The organism is Kitasatospora sp. NPDC056327 (assembly GCF_042261735.1).
Lineage (GTDB): Bacteria > Actinomycetota > Actinomycetes > Streptomycetales > Streptomycetaceae > Kitasatospora.
In genome coordinates this window covers 1-17,320 of the sequence record NZ_JBHJRC010000024.1, presented here as the reverse complement: position 1 = coordinate 17,320, position 17,320 = coordinate 1, and the positions used below count along the sequence as shown (strand labels likewise).

The window sequence follows — 17,320 nt, the reverse complement described above, 5'->3', positions numbered from 1 at the left end:
CCCGACCCGGCGGTCCTCCACCCGATGCCGGAGCAGCCCCGGGTGGTGCTGCTCCGGCCGCTGGTGACCTCCCCGCTCGTCGAGGTGGGCGAGTTCACCTACTACGACGACCCGGACGACCCGACCGCGTTCGAGACCCGCAACGTGCTCTACCACTACGGGCCGGAGCGGCTGGTCATCGGCAGGTACTGCGCGCTGGGCACCGGCGTGCGGTTCATCATGAACGGCGCCAACCACCGCACGGACGGCCCGTCGACCTTCCCGTTCCCGATCATGGGCGGTGCCTGGGCCGACCACTTCGACCTCCTCACCGGCCTCCCCGGCCGGGGCGACACGGTGGTGGGCAACGACGTCTGGCTCGGCAACGGCGTCACCGTGATGCCGGGCGTGCGGATCGGCCACGGCGCGATCGTCGCCACCGGCTCCGTGGTCACCGCCGACGTCCCCGACTACGCCGTCGCCGGCGGCAACCCGGCCCGGGTGGTCCGCCACCGCTACGAGCCGCCGGACGTCGCCCGCCTGCTGGCCGTCGCCTGGTGGGACTGGCCCGTGGAACACCTCACCGCCCACGTACGGACGATCATGTCCGGCACCGTCGACGAGCTGGAGGCCGCCGCCCCGGCGCGGTGACCCCGCCGGACCGGGCTCACCCGCCGTACTTCGCCCACCACTCCTCGAACGGCACGGCCCGGGCCATCGCGGCGTCCCGGTACGCCCGGAACCGGGCCGCCTCGCCCGCCTCGGGGAAGTCGACGCCGAGGTACGCGCCGTCGCCGGCGTACCGCGGGGTCGCCACGGTCCCGCCGTCGAACAGCCAGAACTCCGGCACGCCCGCGACGGGGTTCTCCTGCTCGGTGACGTCCAGGACGTAGTACTCCTCGCCGGCCTGCACGTGCCGGATCAGCCCCCACTGGAGGTCGCCCTCGACGCAGGCGCCGAGCGGACGCGTCACCACGTGGACCCGGTACATCCGCTTGCCCGCCCGGCGGGCCGCCATCACGACCCTGGACCAGGCGCCCGTCCGGTACTCCTCCGGCCAGTCCGAACCGTGCTCGCCGGGAATCTCCAGCCGGAACGCCTCCCGGCCGAACTTCGAGAACCAATCACCGGGAATGCCGGGTGAGGTCGACACGACCAGCCTCTCCGAGGGACCACGCACACGAACTTCCTCCGCCCCCAAGACAATCCCGCCACCCACCCACCCCGGTCAACCCCCCCACCCGGCCGCCCGGCCCCGGGCCCACCGGGAGCGGCGGTCGTCCAGGGCCTCCGGCCGGAACGCCGCCCGCTCGAACGGGAAGCCGCAACGGCCGACGGTCAGGCGTAGTACGCGAGGAAGCCGGCGATCAGGCCGGGCGGGTTGGCGGCCGCGGTGGCCTGCTCCTCCCAGCCTGGGCTGTCCATGTCGAACACGACGACGGGCAGCGGGCGGCCGAAGATCCGCTCGACGGTGCCGCTCGCGTTCAGGTCGCGGGCCAGCCCGATCACGCTCTCCTGGAAGCGGCTCCGCAGCAGGTCCGCCTTCAGCGCGGTCCCGGGGTCGTCCAGACGGCGGCCGAGGTCGAAGGGACCGTCGTACCAGAGGCCGAGGCGTGCGGCCTCCGCCTCCCACAACGGCGCGCCCACCGGGTCCCCCGGAACGTTGCCGAGCCGGTCGAAGCCCTCCAGGATCCAGTGGGCGTAGTTCCAGCGCGCCTCGTCGGGCTCGGCCTCCGCCGCCTCCCGGTACCGGCTCTCGGTGTTGTGGCCGATCCCGACGTACGGGTACCGGTCATCGGCGTCCACCCGCCAGACGTCGAGCGCGAGGACGTACACCTCGGACCTCACCCGCCGGGGCAACCGTTCCAGCACCCCCGTGCTCGCCCTCCGCAGGTGCGCCCCGAACGTCTCCGCCGCCGTCATGGGCCCAGGCTCGCACGGGGCCGGGCCCATGACGGCGGCGGGGCCGGGTCAGTTCTGGTCCGGCCCGAGAGTGCCGGAGGCCGAGGCCCCCGAGGAGGCGGACGCCGGGGCGGTGCCGGTGGCCTTGGCGGCGGAGGAGCCGGTGGCCGTGGGCGAGCCGGAGCCGGTGGCGGGGGCCGACGAAGGGGTCTCGGTGGGCGTGCCGGTCGGCGTCCCCGTGGGCGTGCCGGTCGGGGTCCCGGTGGGCGTGCCCGTGGGCGTGCCGGTCGGGGTCCCGGTGGGCGTGCCCGTGGGCGTACCGGTCGGGGTTCCCGTGGGCGTCCCGGTGGGCGTGCCCGTCGGCGTGCCGGGCCCGGTCGGCGCCTCGGTGGGGTTGCCCGGCTCGGCCGGGTTCCCCGTGGGGGTGCCGGTGGGCGTCGCCGGCACGGTCGGCGTGCCGGTGGCGGACGGGTCGGGCGTGCCCGGGGTGCCCGGGGTGCCCGGGGTCGCCGGGACGCCCGGGAGCGCCGGCACGACCGGCGGCACCACGGTGCCCGGCGGGACCGGCGGCTGGTTGAGCGGGCTGGAGGCGATCGGCGTGACCGCGTCCCACCCGGCCGGCAGGTCCGGCACCTTCCAGGTGCCGCCCGCCTCGTCGGCCGCCCCGCTCGGGTCGGGCCGGACGGCGCCGAGGATCGGGTTGGCCCCGATCGGCCCGACCTTGACGTACGAGCCGGGCCGCGGCGCGTGCACGACGAGCCCGCCGCCGATGTACATCGAGACGTGCGTGGCGCCCTCGAAGTAGATGATCAGGTCGCCCGGCCGCAGCTGGTTGAGCGGGACGTGCTGGAGCTGCGCCCACTGCTCCTGGCTGGTGCGCGGGATCGGCTTGCCGGCGTGCAGCCAGGCCTGCGAGGTGAGCCCGGAGCAGTCGAAGACGTCCGGCCCGGCGCCGCCCCAGACGTAGGGCTTGCCCAGCTGGGCGAGCGCGTAGGCGACGGCGGCCCGCCCGGCCAGCGAGGGGGTGCGCTCGCCCTGCCCGAGCACGCCGGAGGCGAGGAAGGCCAGCTGGGCCTCGTCGGCCTTGGCCTTCTCGACCTGCTCCAGTTCGGAGCGCTGGGCGCCGGTGAGCGAGGAGACCAGCTGTTCGACGGCGGCGAGGTCGGCGGCGACCTTGGCCTTCGCGGCGTCCTGCTGGGCGACCAGGGTCTGCGAGGTGCCGAGCGCCTCCTCGTTCTGCTTCTGCAGCACGGTGAGCGCGTCGCGGTCGGAGGTCAGCTTGTTGAGGAACTCGTTCTGCGAGCGGCTGGCGGTGGCGAGCAGCTCGGCGATGGTGACGGCCTCGTACGGGTCCTTGGAGAGCAGCAGCTCGGCGTAGGCCGAGGCGGCGCCGTTGCGGTACTGGGCGGCGGCGAGCTGGGCGGCGATGTCGGTGCCGGCGTCGACCTGCCGCTGCTGGCGCTCCAGCCGGGACTTGAGCTCGGCGAGCGCGGACTGCTGCGCGGCGACCCTGTCGACGGCCGCGTTGTACTGCTCGGTGGCGGCCTCGGCACCCTGGTAGAGCGCGTGCAGCTGGTCGAGCAGCGGGCCGAGGGTGGCCTTGGCCGCGGCGAGGGGGTCACCGCCGGTGTCGGCGACCGGTGCGCCGGGGGCGGTCGCGACGGGTGCCGGGTCCGCCCAGGCCTGGCCGGCGGCCAGTGGCAGCGCGAGCGCGGCGGCCGCGAGGACGGCGCCGCAGCGCAGCGCGGCCCGGACCCAGGCGGGCCGGCCGCCGACCGCCGTGCCCGTCGTCCGTCCGTCCGTCAGTCCCGCACGTCGTGCCGCCCCGCCCATGGCTCCCGCCCCTCCCCGTCCGCCCGCGTTCCGGGGTCCCCGGACCTCCCGAGATCCTGCCATGGGTTACTCACGGGAAACAGACCGCACCCGTACGGGTCGGTGAATTCTTCCGCCCTCCTGTGAGACAGCTCTCAGCAAAACGGGCGAAACGGGCGGATCTCCACTAATGTCCAGCTCAGCGCGGCGGACATCACCTTCCGGAAAGACCCCGGCCACCCCCGGGTCACCATCGGAACCATGATTCAGACCCCAGTTAACCTTCCGTTCACCAAGCGTCCCTAGCGTCACGCACGACACCAACATCAGTGCGACAACTACGACGATTGTTTGGGTATGGAACACATCTCGTTCCTGGTGGCCGTTGTGATCATCACGGCGCTCGCCTTCGACTTCACCAACGGGTTCCACGACACCGCCAACGCGATGGCCACCTCCATCGCGACGGGAGCCCTCCGGCCGAAGGTCGCGGTCACCATCGCGGCCGTCCTCAACTTCGCGGGCGCGTTCCTGTCGGTGAAGGTCGCCACCACCATCTCGGGCGGGATCGTCAACGAGAAGGCCGGCATCCATCCGGAGATCATCTTCGCCGCACTGGCCGGTGCCATCCTCTGGAACCTGCTGACCTGGCTGCGCGGCCTGCCGTCGAGCTCCTCGCACGCGCTCTACGGCGGCCTGATCGGCGCCACCGTGGTCGGTGTCGGTGTCAACGGCGTCAACTTCGACACCGTGGTCAGCAAGATCCTCATCCCCGCGGTCGCCTCCCCGCTGGTGGCCGGCCTGGCCGCCTGGGGCGCCACCAAGCTGGCCTTCGCGATCACCCGCCGGAGCAACGAGAAGGCCGTCGGCAAGGGCTTCCGCACCGGCCAGGTCTTCTCCTCCTCGCTGATCTCGCTGGCGCACGGCACCAACGACGCCCAGAAGACGATGGGCATCATCACCCTGACCCTGGTCTCGGTCGGCGCCCTGCCGAAGGGCGCGCTGCCCCCCACCTGGGTGATCGTCTCGGCCGGCGCCGCGATCGCGCTCGGCACCTACATGGGCGGCTGGCGGATCATCCGCTCGATGGGCAAGGGCCTCGCGGACATCACCCCGCGCCAGGGCTTCGCCTCCGAGTCGGCCGCCGCCACGGTCATCCTGACCTCCTCGCACATGGGCTTCGGCCTCTCCACCACCCAGGTCTGCTCCGGCGGCATCATGGGCGCCGGCCTCGGCGGCCCGAAGGCCGAGCTGCGCTGGGGCCTGGTCCGCCGCATGGTCTACACCTGGGGCCTGACCCTGCCCGCCGCCGCCACCGTGGGCGGACTCGCGGCCTTCCTCGCCGAGCAGGGCAACTGGGGCGTGGCCCTGGTCGGTGCCGCCCTGGTGGCCGGTTCGGGTGCGATGTGGGCCGTCTCCCGCCGCCAGCCGGTCGGCGCGGACAACGTCAACGACACCGACGACGTCACCGCCGTCACCCCGGTGGAGGTGGGCCCGGCCACCGCGCCCGCCGCCCCGACCCCCGCCTCGACCACGGTCGCGGCCTGACCGCCGCCGGCTGAGGAGCTCGCATCACCATGCACATCAAGTGGAACGCCCTGGCCCAGACCGCCGGTGTCAGCTTCGGCATCACCGTCACCGTGGTCGCCGTCTTCGCGCTCGGCATCATGGCCCTCTCCCGCCGCGAGGCCGCGCTCACCGCGCACCGCGAGGCGGCCGGTGCGGACGCCCCGGCGGCCGGCGGCCGGCTGGCCCTGGCCGGCGCGTACGCCTGCTTCGCCGTCTGCGGCGCGGCCGTCCTCTACGGGCTGAGCCTGATCGCGGGCAGGTAGCCCGCGGCACGACGACGGCGGAGGGCCGGGAGTGGATCACCACTCCCGGCCCTCCGCCGTCGCGCGCACCCGCCGGACGTCACTCCTGCCCGGTGCGCAGCGCGGTCTCCCGGATGAACAGCACGGTGACGAAGGCCAGCAGCGCGAACGGCGCCGCCACCAGGAACACCACGCCGACCCCGTGCCCGAACGCGTCGGTGACCAGCGGCACCAGCGGCGCGGGCAGCGCGTGCAGGTCCGGGATGCCGCCGCCGAGCGACCCGCCCGCCGGGACGTGCGCGGCGGCCAGGTTCTCGGCCAGGTAGCGGCCGACCCGGTCGTTCATCAGCGCGCCGAGCGCGGAGACGCCCATCGCCCCGCCCATGGTGCGGAAGAAGGTGACCACCGAGCTGGCGGCACCGAGCTCGGCGCGCGGCACGGTGTTCTGGACGGCCAGCACGAGGTTCTGCATGGTGAGGCCGAGGCCGACGCCGGTGATCGCCATGTAGACGCAGAGCAGGCCGTAGTCCGTCTCCGCCCGGGCGGTGCCGAGCAGGCCGAACCCGACGGCGAGCAGCAGCGTGCCGGCCACCAGGTAGGCCTTCCACTTCCCGTACTTGGTGATCAGCTTGCCGGCGACGGTGGAGGAGACCGCCAGGCCGAGGATCATCGGCAGGGTCATCAGGCCGGCCACGGTCGGGGACTTGTCCCGGGCGAGCTGGAAGTACTGGCTGAGGAAGGTGGTCGCGCCGTACATCCCGATCCCGACCAGGACGCTGGCCAGCGCGGACAGGGTGACGGTGCGGTACCGGAACAGGTGCGGCGGGATGATCGGCTCGGCGGCGCGGCGCTCGACGACGACGGCGAGCGCGCCGAGCAGCAGCCCGCCGCCGACCATCGCCGCGGTCTGCCAGGAGAGCCAGGCGTAGTTCTTGCCGGCCAGGGTGATCCAGATCATCAGCAGGCTGACCGCGCCGGTGATCACCAGGGCGCCGAGGTAGTCGATCCGCACCTTGCGCCGGACCACCGGCAGTTCGAGGGTGCGCTGGAGCACCAGGATCGCGGCCAGCGCGAACGGGATGCCGACGTAGAAGCACCAGCGCCAGCCGAGCCAGGAGGTGTCGACGATGACCCCGCCGATGAGCGGGCCGCCGATGGTGGCCAGCGCGAAGACGGCACCGAAGTAGCCGCTGTACCGGCCGCGCTCGCGCGGCGGGACCATCGCGGCCAGGCAGATCTGGGCGAGCGCGGTGACACCGCCGGCGCCGATGCCCTGGAGGGCCCGGCAGGCGATCAGCTGGCCGGTGCTCTGGGAGAGGCCGGCCAGGGCCGAGGAGGCGATGTAGATGACCAGCGCGATCTGCAGCAGCAGCTTCTTGCTGGCGAGGTCGGAGAGCTTCCCCCAGATCGGGGTGGAGGCGGTGAGGGTGAGCAGCGTCGCCGTGATCACCCAGGTGTAGGCGGACTGCCCGCCGTGCAGGTCGGTGAGGATCCGCGGCAGCGCGTTGGAGACGACGGTCGACGAGAGCACGGCGACGAAGAGGCCGAGCAGCAGGCCGGAGAGTGCCTCCATCACCTGCCGGTGCGTCATCGGTTGGTCGGTCGTGGCGGCGGCTCCGGTCGGGGCAGGCGTGGTGGTGACGGTCATCGAGGTCCTTCGAAATAGTTGCCTGAAGCAACCATAGGGGCGATGGTTGACTTGGGCAACATTCGTCAAGAACAAGTAAAGCCCGGACCGGCACCCCGGTCCGGGCCTCCCGCGCGCACGCCCGCGGCGGACGCCGGCGGCGCGGCTCAGCCGGCCGGCACCGCCGCCTCGCCCACCACGTCGTTGAAGCGGTGCAGCAGCTCCGCGAAACGCACCACGTCGTCCTCCGGCCAGTCGGCCATCAGCTCCCGCACCCGGGCCATCCGGGCCGCCCGGGCCGCCAGGAAGCGCCGCCGCCCGTCCTCGGTGAGCGAGACCCGCGCGGACCGGCGGTCCAGCGGATCCGCCTCCCGGGCCAGCAGGCCCAGCTCCTCCAGCGCCCGGATCTGCCGGCTGATCGTCGCCTTGCCGACCGCGAAGTGCGCGCCGACGTCGGTCACCCGCACCGGCCCGGCCTGTTCGACGTGGCCCAGCAGGCTGTACGCCATGCCCTCCAGCCGCGGGTGGACCCGGCGGGACAGCTCGGCCACCCGGGCCCGGCCGCGCCGGAACAGCACCCCGACCTCGCGCTCCACCGCCAGCAGCGGCTCCTCGTCCCGGTCCTCGTTCGGCGCACTCACCGCGCCAGTATCCCGCAGCGGACCCGGTCCGCCCCGGCGCGGGAGAAACATCCGCGAAACTAGTTCATGCTATTAAGTATCCGGTTTCCCCCGATACGCAAGGAGATGTGCATGACCGCCGCCCCAGGGCAGGGAGCAGGGCCGGCCGGGACCCCGGTGAACGCACCGGAGCCGGCGCCGAGAAAGGGCCTCGCCGCCGAACTGAAGGGCGCGGTCACCCCGCGCGCGGCGCTGCTGGTCATCGGCGTGCTCCTCCTCCAGCTCGGCTTCGTCGTCTCGTACGTCGGTGCGCTGCACCACCCGGCCCCGCACGAGCTGTCGATCGCGGTGGTCGCCCCGCCGCAGGTCGCCCCCAAGCTGGTCCAGGGCCTGGAGTCGGTCCCGGACGATGCCGTGAAGGCCGTCACCGCGCCGGACGCGGAGACCGCCACCCAGCAGATCAAGGACCAGAGGATCTACGCCGCGCTGGTGGTGAACCCGGCGTCCACCGAGGACGTGCTGCTGGTCGCCAACGCGCGCGGGCCGTCCGCCGCCCGGGCCGCCGAGGCCGTCGTCACCGGTCTGGAGAAGGCCCAGGGCCGCACCGTCGTCGTCCAGGACGTCGTGCCGCTCGCCAAGGGGGACGCCAACGGGCTCTCCTCCTTCTACCTGGTGATCGGCTGGTGCGTCGGCGGCTACCTGGTCGCCTCGATCCTCGGCGTCAGCGCCGGCGCCAAGCCCGCCAACACCAACCGGGCACTGATCCGGCTCGGCACCCTGGCGCTGTACTCGGTCGCGGCCGGCATCGGCGGCGCGATCATCGTCCAGCCGGTGCTCGACGCGCTGCCCGGCTCGTTCTGGGCGCTGTCCGCCCTCGGCGCCCTGGTGGTCTTCGCGGTCGGCGCCTTCACCATGGCGCTGCAGTGCCTGTTCGACATCATCGGGATCGGCATCGCCGTGCTGCTCTTCGTGGTGCTCGGCAACCCGAGCGCGGGCGGCGTCTACCCGCCGCCGATGATGCCGCCGTTCTGGCGGGCGATCGGGGCCTGGTTCCCCAACGGCGCCGGTACCGACGCGGCCCGCTCGATCGCCTACTTCGGCAGCACCAACCTGGCCCAGCCGCTGCTGGTGCTGCTGGTCTGGGCGCTGGTCGGCGTCGGCGTCACCTTCGGCGCCGTGGTGCGCCGCCCCTCGCGGATCAGCCGCGAGCTGGTCGACGGCTGAGGCCCCGGCCGGCGGCCCCGGGACCGGCCCGGCGCCTCAGGGGTCGGCCGGCCGCCCCGGGTCGGCGAGCACCGACCGAACCACACCGACCGCGGCCCCCAGCAGGGGGCCGCGGCGGCCCAGCCGGGAGACCGTCAGCCGCTCGTCCGACCAGGGCCGGACGGTCACCCGGGCCGCGAGCTCGCCCCGCATCGCCGGCAGCAGCCAGGGCGCCAGCCGGGCGTAGCCGCCGCCCAGCACCACCTCCGCCGGGTCCAGCAGGTTGACCGCCCCGGCCACCGCGGTGCCCAGCGCGGAGCCCGCCCCGCCGAGCGCGGCCCGCACCTCCTCGTCCCCGGCCCCGGCCCGCTCCGCGAGCAGCGCCACCCAGTCGCCGCGGACGCCCTCCAGACCGGCCGCGCGCAGCACCGCCGACTCCCCCGCGTACTGCTCCAGACAGCCGTGCGCCCCGCAGGCGCAGCGGGGACCGTCCGGCCGCACCGGGACGTGGCCCAGTTCGCCCGCGCAGCCCCGCGCGCCCCGCAGCAGCCGGCCGTCCACCACGATCGCCGCGCCGATCCCGGCCTCCGCGGAGACGTGCAGGAAGTGCTGCGGTCCGCCGCCCAGCCAGAGCTCGGCGAGCCCGCCGAGGTTGGCCTCGTTGTCGGCCCGCACCGGGAGGCCGGCCAGGTCCGCGGCGCCGGCGGCCCGCAGCGCCGGCCGCAGCTCGGCGGCGACCCCGACGTCCCGCCAGCCCAGGTTGGCGGCCCGCCGGAGCAGCGCGCCGTCGGCCCCGACCGGTCCGGGCACCGCCAGGGCCAGCCCGGCCGGCCGCAGGCCCGCCTCGGCGGCGGCCCGGCGGAGCAGTTCGGCGAGGTCGGCCATGACGGCGGCGGGCTGCCGGCCCCGGTTGCGGATCTCCTGGCGGCGCCAGGACCGCACCTCGCCGCGCAGGTCCACCACGCAGGCTCCCAGGTGCTCCACCCCGATCTCGGCGCCGAGGCCGGCCGGGCCGCCGGGGTCCAGCGCGAGCGCGGTGCCGGGCCGGCCGACCTTGCCGCTGGGGGCGGCCGGGCCCTCCTCGACCACCAGGCCCGCCGCGATCAGCTCCTCGGCGAGCGAGGAGACCGCGGCCCTGGTCAGCCCGGTCTCGGCGGCCACCTCGGCGCGCGAGCGCGGGGTCCGCGCGATGACGCCGAGCACCAGCGCCAGGTTGGCCCGGCGCATCCCCTGCTGGCTCGCGGGCCCGGCCGCCCGGAGGCCGTCCGTCTCACGCATCGCCCTCACCCGCTCCGGCTTCCGCCGCGCTCACCTGCGAGCCCGGGCTCCGCCGCGGCCCGTCCGGCTCAGGCTGCTCCACCCGGGTGAAGACCCAGCGCTGCATGGCCCAGAACCGGAACAGCATGGCCACGAAGGTGCCCAGCACCATCCCGCTCAGGAAGTCGGCCAGCTCCTGGGTGACCGGGCCGACCCAGGGCTCGCGCAGGTTCAGCAGGTACCGCGAGGCGATCAGCGGCGAGACGTTGACCGCGACGGCGACGGCGCTCACCAGCACGAACAGCAGCGGTTCGCGGCGCCGCCAGGAGGAGCGGAAGCACCAGCGCCGGTTGAACAGGTAGGAGACCGCCGTGCCCACCACCGTCGCCGCGGTGAGCGCGGCCACCGGCTTGCGCTCCAGCAGGGTGAGCCGCAGCGCGTAGTTGACCAGCAGCGTCAGCGCGAAGCAGCCGCTGCCGACCAGCAGGAACTTCACCAGCCGCCGGTGCCGGACCAGCGCCGGGCGGACCCGGACCGGCACCCGGACCAGGACGCGCTGGGTGAGGGACGGCATCCTCGCAGTCTGGCACGCGCCGCGGTGCCCTTCCCGTCGGACGGGAAGGGCACCGCGGCGGCCGTCAGGCGACGGCGGCCAGCACCTCGGCGGGCTCCAGGGCCAGCTTCAGCACCTCCCGGACGTCCGCGACCGGGTGCACGGTCAGCCGCTCCAGCACCTCCGCCGGGACGTCGTCCAGGTCCGCCTCGTTCCGCTTGGGGATGATCACCGTGGTGACCCCGGCCCGGTCGGCGGCGAGCAGCTTCTGCTTCACCCCGCCGATCGGCAGCACCCGCCCGGTCAGCGACACCTCACCGGTCATCGCCACGTCGGTGCGCACCCTGCGCCCGGAGAGCAGCGAGGCCAGCGCGGTGGTCATGGTGATGCCGGCGCTCGGCCCGTCCTTGGGGACGGCCCCGGCGGGGACGTGCAGGTGCACGCCGCGGTCCCGCAGCGAGGTGACCGGCAGCTCCAGCTCGGCTCCGCGCGAGCGCAGGAAGGAGAGCGCGATGTGCGCGGACTCCTTCATGACGTCGCCCAGCTGGCCGGTCAGGGTCAGCCCGGTGCCGCCGGTCTCGGCGTCGGCGAGCGAGGCCTCGATGTAGAGGACGTCGCCGCCGGCCCCGGTGACCGCCAGGCCGGTGGCCACACCGGGCACCGCGGTGCGCCGCTCGGCGGGCTCCTGGGCGGCCTCCGGCACGTGGTGCGGCCGGCCGATCAGGGCGCGCAGGTCGTCCGCGCCGACCGCGGCGGGCAGCTCGCGCTCGCCCAGCTCGCTCTGCGCGGCGATCTTGCGCAGCACCCGGGCGACCGCCCGTTCGAGACTGCGGACGCCGGCCTCGCGGGTGTACTCGCCCGCCAGCCTGCGCAGCGCCGACTCGTCGACCGTGACCTCGCCGTCCCTGAGCCCGGCCTTCTCCAGCTGGCGCGGGAGCAGGTGGTCACGGGCGATGACCACCTTCTCGTCCTCGGTGTAGCCGTCGAGCCGCACCAGCTCCATCCGGTCGAGCAGCGGCTCGGGGATGGCCTCCAGCACGTTGGCGGTGGCGAGGAAGACCACGTCGGAGAGGTCCAGCTCGACCTCCAGGTAGTGGTCGCGGAAGGTGTGGTTCTGCGCCGGGTCGAGCACCTCCAGCAGGGCCGCGGCCGGGTCGCCCCGGTAGTCGGAGCCGACCTTGTCGATCTCGTCGAGCAGGACGACCGGGTTCATCGAGCCGGCCTCCTTGATGGCGCGGACCAGCCGGCCGGGCAGCGCGCCGACGTAGGTGCGCCGGTGGCCGCGGATCTCGGCCTCGTCCCGGACGCCGCCGAGCGCGACCCGCACGAAGGTGCGGCCCATGGCGCGGGCCACCGACTCGCCGAGCGAGGTCTTGCCGACGCCGGGCGGGCCGACCAGGGCGAGCACGGCCCCGCCCCGGCGCCCGCCCACCGCGCCGAGCCCCTGGTCGGCCCGGCGCTTGCGGACGGCCAGGTACTCGACGATGCGCTCCTTCACGTCGGCGAGGCCGGCGTGGTCGGCGTCCAGCACCGCGCGGGCGCCGGCGATGTCGTAGGAGTCCTCGGTGCGCTCGTTCCAGGGCAGCTCCAGGACGGTGTCCAGCCAGGTGCGGATCCAGGAGCCCTCGGGCGACTGGTCGCTCGCCCGCTCCAGCTTGTCGACCTCCTTGAGCGCGGCCTCGCGGACCTTGTCCGGCAGGTCGGCGGCCTCGACCCGGGCCCGGTAGTCGCCCTCCTCGTCGGCCGGGTCGCCGTTCAGCTCGGCCAGCTCCTTGCGGACGGCCTCCAGCTGGCGGCGGAGCAGGAACTCCTTCTGCTGCTTGGCCACGCCCTCCTCGACGTCCTTGCGGATGGTGTCGTTGACCTCCTCCTCGGCGAGGTGGTCGCGGAGCAGGCCGAGCGCGTACTCCAGCCGCGCGACCTGGTCGCTCTCCAGCAGCACCTTGAGCTTCTGCTCGGCGGTGACGAAGGGCGCGTAGCCGATGTTGTCGGCGAGCTCGCCGACGCCGTCGATGGCGGCCACCCGGTCGACCACCTGCCAGGCGCCGCGCCTGCGCAGCCACTGGGTGGAGAGGCTCTTGTACTCCTTGACCAGCTCGGCGGCGCGCCCGGCCACCGGGGTGCCGGCCGGGGACTCCCGGAACGGCGTGGTCTCCACCCAGAGCGCGGCCCCGGGGCCGGTGGTGCCGACGCCGATCCGCACCCGGCGCACGGCGCGCACCAGCGCGGCCGGGTCGCCGTCGGCCAGCCGGCCGACCTGCTCGACGGTGGCGAGGGTGCCGGCCGCCGCGTACGAGCCGTCCACCCGCGGGACCAGCAGGACCTGGGGCTTTCCGGTGGTGCCGGTGGCCGCGGCGCGCGCGGCCTCGACGGCGGCGCGGACCTCGGTGTCCTGAAGGTCCAGCGGGACCACCATGCCCGGCAGGACGACCTCGTCGTCGAGCGGCAGGACGGGCAGGGTGAGCGGTGTGGACGTCGATGCCATGATCTCTCCCCAGTCAGCGAAGTTGAGTCGACCTGACTAAGGCTGCCGGGGCGCCGGATGTTCCCCCGGCTCCGTTCGCCGTGAGCGAACAGTGAAGGGCCCCTGCCGGTGCTGTCAAAAACCTGTGCGGACGGGCCCGGAACGGGCGTCAGTACGGGCGCGCCGGGGCCGGCGCGGGCCGGGGGAGCTCGGCGGGCCTGGACGCCGCCGCGCGGTCGGGCGCCCGGCCGCGGCGCGGGCGGTGACCGTCCCAGCGGCGCAGCCACCGCCACAGCGCGACCCCGGTCAGCAGCGCCACCGGATGGCCGACCCCGGTGACGAGGTCCCGGTCGGAGGAGATCTGCTCGGCGATGGTCACCGAGGCCAGCGCGAGCGCGGCCAGCCGCCCGGCCGGGCGCAGCAGCCCGGCCAGCGCACCGAGGCTGGCGAGCACGCCGTAGCTGACGCCGATGTCGAGGAGGTCCATCGCGGCCGGCTCCAGCCGCCCGGTCTCCACCGCGACGATCACCACGCCCTGGGAGAGCAGGGTGGCCAGGACGTGCCCGGCGGCGAAGACGGCGGCGGCCCGGGCGGGCCCGACCCGACGCTCCAGCGGGGCCACGGTGAGGGCGAAGGCCCACAGGTAGGGCACCCAGACCGGCCCGGCCACCCAGAAGCCGCTGAGGAGCAGCGCGCGCAGCGGATGCTGCAACAGGTTGTGCCCGTCGGAGCTGGAGGCCTCCTGGAGCCGGAGCACCAGCTCCGGGTCGGCCAGCCCGGCGAAGGTGGTGGTGGCGCCGACCACCGCGAGGTAGCCGAGCGCGAAGGGGTTGCGGCGCGGGGTCGGCACCACGGCCAGCAGCCGGCCGACGGCCCCGGACCGCAGACCGAGCCGGAGCATGCCGTACGGCGGCCCGCCGCGCCCGGCGTACGCCTGCCGCTCCGTCACATCTCCTCCGCTCCGGCGCCGGTGGCCGTCACCCCGTGCGGGTCCAACGTACCGGCCGGTGCCGGTAATCCCGCCCCCGTCCTTTTGTCGTGGTCACGGTACGGGCGGCTCCTGGGAGCCGGCTGGGAGAACACTGGATGCGGCTCCGGCGGAGCGGGGTCGAATTGGTCCAGACCTTCTCCCCCCTCAAGGGCCGCCATCCCCCCTGACCGGCGGCTTGGTACCAACTGATGTGCATACGTACCGTTACGGAGTGAAAAAACGCCGGGTAAGGTATCGGCCCGTGCCCACTTCCGAGTGGGCCCGGCGGCCGGCCCGACAAGCCGGACCGCGGGCCGGAAATGTCCGGTCCACCTGCCGGGAATCACCCACTGTCCGTACGCTGCGAGGTGTGCGGCAGAGGTGAGCGGGGACGCCCGTTCGCCCGACCCGCACACACGACGGGACGGCGGACCCGGCACAGTCCACGACGGAACAAGACTACGAGCGGAGCCTTTGCCATCCCCACAGATGGCCGGCCCGCAGCCCTGGGGGCGGTGGCGTGACCGTGACAGATATTCAGCAGGACAACCAGAACGCCGGCGGCACGGTGAGCAGTCAGCGCAGAGTGCTGGTGGTCGAGGACGAGCCCACGATCGCCGAGTCCATCGCGGCCCGCCTGGGCGCGGAGGGCTTCAAGGTCGCCGTGGCCCACGACGGCCCCGGCGCGGTCGACGGCTTCCACACCTGGCAGCCCGACCTCGTCGTGCTCGACATCATGCTGCCCGGCTTCGACGGCCTGGAGGTGTGCCGCCGGATCCAGGCCCAGCGCCCGGTGCCGGTCCTGATGCTCACCGCGCGGGACGACGAGACGGACCTGCTGGTCGGCCTCGGCGTCGGCGCCGACGACTACATGACCAAGCCGTTCTCGATGCGCGAACTCGCCGCCCGGGTCAACGTCCTGCTGCGCCGCGTCGAGCGCGCCCAGCAGGCCGCCCGCACGCCCGCGCTGGGCAGCCTGCGGTTCGGCGAGCTGGAGATCGACCACGTCCAGCGCCGGGTCCGGCTGGCCTCCGGCGACGTCCACCTGACGCCGACCGAGTTCGACCTGCTCGCCTGCCTGGCCGCCCAGCCGCGGGCCGTGCTCACCCGCGAGCAACTGCTGGCCGAGGTCTGGGACTGGACGGACGCGTCCGGCACCCGCACCGTCGACAGCCACGTCAAGGCGCTGCGCCGCAAGATCGGCGCCAGCTGGATCCGCACCGTCCACGGCGTCGGATACGCGCTGGAGGCGCCGCTCTCGTAGCGGCCGGCCTCCGGACGACGGGCCGCCGGGGGGCCCGTGTCCCGACCGCCCGTGCGCACCCGTGCGGGGGATCACAGGGGAGCAATGACCTTTCCACAGCAACGCAACGGGGATCTCGACGGCAGCCGGCCGCCCACCCTGGCCGCCCGCGCCGCGCAACGGGTCTGGGCCGACATCCGGCCGCTCGACCCGGTCCGCTCGATCAAGGGCAAGCTCGCCCTGCTGGTGATCGTGTCGGTCTTCCTGGCCACCGGCATGGTGGTCGTGGCGATCCGGTCCGAGACCCAGATCCGGATCATCATGATCTTCTCGATGATCGCCTCACTGCTCCTGATGCAGTTCCTCGCGCACGGGCTGACCGCCCCGCTGCGCGACATGACCGCCGCCGCCCGCGCGATGGCCTCCGGCGACTACAGCCGCCGGGTCGAGGTGAACTCGCGCGACGAGATCGGCGAGCTGGCCACGACCTTCAACCAGATGGCGGCCGACCTGGAGGCCGCCGACCGGCACCGCCGGGAGCTGATCGCCAACGTCTCGCACGAGCTGCGCACGCCGATCGCCGCGCTGCACGCCGTGCTGGAGAACGTGGTCGACGGCGTCGTCCAGCCGAACCCGGCGACCCTGGGTGCCGCGCTGGAGCAGACCGAACGGCTCGGCCGGCTGGTCACCCACCTGCTCGACCTCTCCAAGATCGACGACGGCGTGGTCGACCTGGACGCCCGCCCCTTCGAGGTGCGCGAGTTCCTGGACGGCGTGCTGCGCGGGGTCACGGTGGACGGCGCGACGGCCGGCGGGGCGTTCTCCCGGCGCGGCGACGTCCGGCTCGCCCTGGAGGTGAGCCCGATCGGCCTGACCGGCGTCGCCGACCCGGAGCGGCTCCACCAGGTGGTGGCCAACCTGGTCGACAACGCCTGCAAGCACTCCCCGCCCGGCGGCACCGTGACCGTCCGCGCACGGCCCGACGAGGGACCCGGCTCGCTGCTGCTGGAGGTCGAGGACGAGGGTCCGGGCATTCCGGCGGCGGACCGCACCAGGGTCTTCGAGCGGTTCGGCCGCAGCGGCACCGCGACCGCGGCCGGACCGGGCGCGGACGGCGGCACCGGGCTGGGGCTGGCCATCGCCCGCTGGGCGGTGGACCTGCACGGCGGGCGGATCGAGGTCGCCGAGGCCGCCCGGGGCTGCCGGATCGAGGTCCGGCTGCCCGGGCCGCGCTGAGGAGCGGCGGGGCCGGGGCCTCGGGCGAAGCGGACGAATGTTACAGATCCGACACAGAGCTTCGCCCGAGGCCCAAACCCCTCTTTGTCCGCATTTGACCCGCTTTGGCGGGCAGTCGGAACCGGTCGGTTCCCCCCCGATGCCGGTTTCTAACGCACATTTTCAGCCAAACCGCAGGTCAGGACTGTGATCTGGGCGACGCCTGGCCCCCGGGGACTGCGCGATCACTGGTCGGAGGCGTAGCCTTAATCCCCGCTGTCCAAACATCCCAAAAGGAAGCGGAAGAGGGCGGTTGCCGCCGTGTCGCCACAGTCCCCTGAACACCCCAACAGCTCGGCAAGCTCCACTGGCTTCGGCCCCAATGAGTGGCTCGTCGACGAGATCTACCAGCAGTACCTCCAGGACCCGAACTCGGTCGACCGAGCCTGGTGGGACTTTTTCGCCGACTACAAGCCCGGTACCGAGGTGACCCCAGTGACCCAGGCCGCGACCCCGGTCGGCACCACGCCGACCCCCGCCGCCGCCCCCGCGCCCGCCGCAGCTCCGGCCGTCCAGGCCCCCGCCGCGCAGGCCCCCGCCGCCCCGGCCGCGCCCGCGCCGGTGCAGCCGGCCCCGGTGGCCCCCGCGGCCCCGGCCCCCGCGC

Annotated in this window: 16 protein-coding genes; 7 read left to right on the top strand and 9 right to left on the bottom strand. The window is 74.2% G+C overall.

Annotation, left to right across the window (positions count from 1 at the left end):
• Nucleotides 1-24 precede the first annotated feature (24 nt).
• Complete coding sequence (locus ACFCX4_RS06100) at nucleotides 25-630, top strand: CatB-related O-acetyltransferase (protein WP_376139278.1); 606 nt, start codon at nucleotides 25-27, stop codon at nucleotides 628-630.
• 16 nt (nucleotides 631-646) lie between these two features.
• Here ACFCX4_RS06100 and ACFCX4_RS06095 read toward each other — a convergent pair whose 3' ends face one another.
• The 3 genes from ACFCX4_RS06095 to ACFCX4_RS06085 all read right to left on the bottom strand — a co-directional run bounded on the left by ACFCX4_RS06095 (nucleotide 647) and on the right by ACFCX4_RS06085 (nucleotide 3,714).
• Nucleotides 647-1,132, bottom strand: coding sequence for a DUF6879 family protein (locus ACFCX4_RS06095; protein WP_376139277.1), 486 nt, complete (start codon nucleotides 1,130-1,132; stop codon nucleotides 647-649).
• Nucleotides 1,133-1,317: 185 nt separating this feature from the next.
• Nucleotides 1,318-1,902 (bottom strand): hypothetical protein, encoded by a 585-nt coding sequence (locus ACFCX4_RS06090; protein ID WP_376139276.1) that lies wholly within the window; start codon nucleotides 1,900-1,902, stop codon nucleotides 1,318-1,320.
• A gap of 48 nt (nucleotides 1,903-1,950) precedes the next feature.
• Nucleotides 1,951-3,714, bottom strand: a complete 1,764-nt coding sequence (locus ACFCX4_RS06085) for a C40 family peptidase (protein WP_376139275.1) — start codon at nucleotides 3,712-3,714, stop codon at nucleotides 1,951-1,953.
• Between the two features lie 336 nt (nucleotides 3,715-4,050).
• On the opposite strand from ACFCX4_RS06085, the gene ACFCX4_RS06080 reads away from it, so the two are divergent.
• A complete protein-coding gene (locus ACFCX4_RS06080; protein WP_376139274.1) occupies nucleotides 4,051-5,241 on the top strand; it encodes an anion permease in 1,191 nt (396 codons plus the stop codon).
• A 29-nt stretch (nucleotides 5,242-5,270) separates the two neighbouring features.
• The gene (locus ACFCX4_RS06075; RefSeq protein ID WP_376139273.1) at nucleotides 5,271-5,525 is read left to right on the top strand and encodes a hypothetical protein; all 255 of its coding nucleotides are present in this window, start codon (nucleotides 5,271-5,273) and stop codon (nucleotides 5,523-5,525) included.
• A 79-nt stretch (nucleotides 5,526-5,604) separates the two neighbouring features.
• Here ACFCX4_RS06075 and ACFCX4_RS06070 read toward each other — a convergent pair whose 3' ends face one another.
• Nucleotides 5,605-7,152, bottom strand: a complete 1,548-nt coding sequence (locus ACFCX4_RS06070) for an MDR family MFS transporter (RefSeq protein WP_376139272.1) — start codon at nucleotides 7,150-7,152, stop codon at nucleotides 5,605-5,607.
• A 146-nt stretch (nucleotides 7,153-7,298) separates the two neighbouring features.
• Complete coding sequence (locus ACFCX4_RS06065; RefSeq protein WP_376139271.1) at nucleotides 7,299-7,772, bottom strand: MarR family winged helix-turn-helix transcriptional regulator; 474 nt, start codon at nucleotides 7,770-7,772, stop codon at nucleotides 7,299-7,301.
• Nucleotides 7,773-7,883: 111 nt separating this feature from the next.
• Between ACFCX4_RS06065 and ACFCX4_RS06060 the strand changes: the two genes are divergently transcribed.
• Entirely contained in the window at nucleotides 7,884-8,975 is a 1,092-nt protein-coding gene (locus ACFCX4_RS06060; protein ID WP_376139270.1) for an ABC transporter permease, read from the top strand.
• A 36-nt stretch (nucleotides 8,976-9,011) separates the two neighbouring features.
• Here ACFCX4_RS06060 and ACFCX4_RS06055 read toward each other — a convergent pair whose 3' ends face one another.
• From ACFCX4_RS06055 to ACFCX4_RS06040, 4 genes are all read right to left on the bottom strand, one after another.
• Complete coding sequence (locus ACFCX4_RS06055) at nucleotides 9,012-10,232, bottom strand: ROK family protein (RefSeq protein WP_376139268.1); 1,221 nt, start codon at nucleotides 10,230-10,232, stop codon at nucleotides 9,012-9,014.
• The gene (locus ACFCX4_RS06050) at nucleotides 10,225-10,785 is read right to left on the bottom strand and encodes a GtrA family protein (RefSeq protein WP_376139267.1); all 561 of its coding nucleotides are present in this window, start codon (nucleotides 10,783-10,785) and stop codon (nucleotides 10,225-10,227) included. The genes ACFCX4_RS06055 and ACFCX4_RS06050 overlap by 8 nt, the downstream gene beginning before the upstream one ends.
• A gap of 64 nt (nucleotides 10,786-10,849) precedes the next feature.
• Nucleotides 10,850-13,249 carry an endopeptidase La gene (gene lon, locus ACFCX4_RS06045; protein ID WP_376139265.1) on the bottom strand — a complete coding sequence of 800 codons (2,400 nt, stop codon included), beginning with the start codon at nucleotides 13,247-13,249 and terminating at the stop codon, nucleotides 10,850-10,852.
• Nucleotides 13,250-13,397: 148 nt separating this feature from the next.
• Nucleotides 13,398-14,177, bottom strand: coding sequence for a rhomboid-like protein (locus ACFCX4_RS06040; protein WP_376139264.1), 780 nt, complete (start codon nucleotides 14,175-14,177; stop codon nucleotides 13,398-13,400).
• Between the two features lie 547 nt (nucleotides 14,178-14,724).
• Between ACFCX4_RS06040 and ACFCX4_RS06035 the strand changes: the two genes are divergently transcribed.
• The 3 genes from ACFCX4_RS06035 to ACFCX4_RS06025 form a co-directional block, all read left to right on the top strand.
• Entirely contained in the window at nucleotides 14,725-15,462 is a 738-nt protein-coding gene (locus ACFCX4_RS06035) for a response regulator transcription factor (RefSeq protein WP_376139262.1), read from the top strand.
• 84 nt (nucleotides 15,463-15,546) lie between these two features.
• Entirely contained in the window at nucleotides 15,547-16,677 is a 1,131-nt protein-coding gene (locus ACFCX4_RS06030) for a sensor histidine kinase (RefSeq protein ID WP_376139261.1), read from the top strand.
• 300 nt (nucleotides 16,678-16,977) lie between these two features.
• The coding region (locus ACFCX4_RS06025) for a hypothetical protein (RefSeq protein WP_376139260.1) at nucleotides 16,978-17,320 on the top strand (343 nt) is incomplete at its 3' end.

What these genes read in the sequence shown, in the direction of transcription:
- ACFCX4_RS06100 (WP_376139278.1), top strand. Translation starts at nt 25, where the DNA reads ATGCCGGAGCAGCCCCGGGTGGTGCTGCTCCGGCCGCTGGTGACCTCC.
- ACFCX4_RS06090 (WP_376139276.1), bottom strand. Translation starts at nt 1,902, where the DNA reads ATGACGGCGGCGGAGACGTTCGGGGCGCACCTGCGGAGGGCGAGCACG.
- ACFCX4_RS06085 (WP_376139275.1), bottom strand. Translation starts at nt 3,714, where the DNA reads ATGGGCGGGGCGGCACGACGTGCGGGACTGACGGACGGACGGACGACG.
- ACFCX4_RS06080 (WP_376139274.1), top strand. Translation starts at nt 4,051, where the DNA reads ATGGAACACATCTCGTTCCTGGTGGCCGTTGTGATCATCACGGCGCTC.
- ACFCX4_RS06075 (WP_376139273.1), top strand. Translation starts at nt 5,271, where the DNA reads ATGCACATCAAGTGGAACGCCCTGGCCCAGACCGCCGGTGTCAGCTTC.
- ACFCX4_RS06070 (WP_376139272.1), bottom strand. Translation starts at nt 7,152, where the DNA reads ATGACCGTCACCACCACGCCTGCCCCGACCGGAGCCGCCGCCACGACC.
- ACFCX4_RS06060 (WP_376139270.1), top strand. Translation starts at nt 7,884, where the DNA reads ATGACCGCCGCCCCAGGGCAGGGAGCAGGGCCGGCCGGGACCCCGGTG.
- ACFCX4_RS06055 (WP_376139268.1), bottom strand. Translation starts at nt 10,232, where the DNA reads ATGCGTGAGACGGACGGCCTCCGGGCGGCCGGGCCCGCGAGCCAGCAG.
- ACFCX4_RS06050 (WP_376139267.1), bottom strand. Translation starts at nt 10,785, where the DNA reads ATGCCGTCCCTCACCCAGCGCGTCCTGGTCCGGGTGCCGGTCCGGGTC.
- lon (WP_376139265.1), bottom strand. Translation starts at nt 13,249, where the DNA reads ATGGCATCGACGTCCACACCGCTCACCCTGCCCGTCCTGCCGCTCGAC.
- ACFCX4_RS06030 (WP_376139261.1), top strand. Translation starts at nt 15,547, where the DNA reads ATGACCTTTCCACAGCAACGCAACGGGGATCTCGACGGCAGCCGGCCG.